This window comes from Synechococcus sp. R8-2 (assembly GCF_047461715.1).
Classification (GTDB): Bacteria; Cyanobacteriota; Cyanobacteriia; order Thermostichales; family Thermostichaceae; genus Thermostichus.
In genome coordinates, this window is record NZ_JANSHQ010000477.1 from 1 (window position 1) to 1,343 (window position 1,343).

A 1,343-nucleotide genomic window follows, 5' to 3' on the forward strand; every position below is an offset into this window, starting at 1 on the left:
TGCTTCTACTCAACCCGCCATCTCCTGAACCTGATCCGCCCGCAGCCAAACCGTAGGGGTGGGAACAGCCCCAAACTTAATCTGCAGGTAGTCACCTTTGATATCCACCACTTCTCCGGGGGTCTCGAAAACGTAGTTGGGAATAAAAGGATCGCTTGCCTGCGCTTCTAAGCTACCCTCCAGTTTCTCGCGGATGGCCCGCACCAGGGTGCCTCGCTTGATTGCCATTGCTCCTCCTCAAGTTCAGTCGCGGATTAGTCGGCTCGATAGCAGTTGTATCACGCCTGCCGCTGCCGTGAAGAAGAAAGCTGGGATCCAGCCTCTGGCTCGGCTCTGACGGGGATCAACCTGAATTTGGCCTATTTGCGTCTCAGGCTGCGGGCCATATTGCGGAAGGTATCCATGTCCGATCCCCCCTGACGGCGTGGGCTTGCTCCGCTGCTGCTTGAAGCGGAGGATCCCTGCTCAGCAGCAGTTTCAGGAGTTTTGGCTTGCTCTGTGGACAACTTAACTTTGCTGAGGGAAGAGACCTGCTCCACCACCTCCACCTTCTCCTTGCTGCCGAAATCCTGGAAGGTGTGCTTCACGATCCTGGGGGTGCGCATATACTCGATGTTGCCAAGGGTTTTGGCTTCATCTGGGTCGAGAAAAAAAGTATTGTCGTTTTTCGCTTTCTTTGGGGTTGGCTTAGCAACAGTTTCCGGTGAGGACGTGGCCGCAGCTTTGCCGCGCGAGCCGAACAAGCGCTTGAAGATGCCTACCATGGTCGTTTTGCCTGCAATGGGAAGGAAGTTGAGCCGAACCCTGGGCGGGCCAGCTGCCCTCGACAAGGTGAAGGCCAAGCCCAGTCATGAAATAATGTTAAGCCAACTGAGAGCGCCGTGCCCCCTTGGCAGAAGGTTTTCTGGGCCAAGTGCTTGTGGCTGCTCTGACCAGTTTGAGTTCCCCTGCTCTCCGGCCTGCTGGGCGACTGTCCTCACCCCTTTTCCCAAAACGAGAGAGCTGACCTGGGAGGATTAGACCGCCTTACGGAAGCCATCATCCAGGGGATTGTTCAGAACTAGCTCTGTAGACTCCGCACGCAGTTTAATTAATATGACCTGCAGGTTTTTCAGCCCTAAGGCTTTGGACGAACGGGATCCCTGCCCCACAGAAGCTGCATTGCGCATTGCTAAATACAATCACTTTAAGCACACTTTAAGCAGGAAGGAGACTTTTCCGTTGTGTTGCTTCCTAGCTCCTCTCTCCCTATGGGAGAGGGGTTGGGGGTGGTTGCGGAAGCGGCGCAGAGCGTTTGGACGGCACTGCGTAGCAATTAGTAAAGTGTCTTAATCTAACTTGAA

General features: G+C 54.7%; 2 protein-coding genes. Both read right to left on the reverse strand.

From position 1 onward, the window contains the following. Nucleotides 1–9: 9 nt before the first annotated feature. Complete coding sequence (locus tag NW819_RS11250; protein WP_011433398.1) at nucleotides 10–228, reverse strand: NAD(P)H-quinone oxidoreductase subunit O; 219 nt, start codon at nucleotides 226–228, stop codon at nucleotides 10–12. 131 nt (nucleotides 229–359) lie between these two features. Next, entirely contained in the window at nucleotides 360–764 is a 405-nt protein-coding gene (locus NW819_RS11255) for a hypothetical protein (RefSeq protein WP_011433399.1), read from the reverse strand. Between the last annotated feature and the right edge of the window lie 579 nt (nucleotides 765–1,343).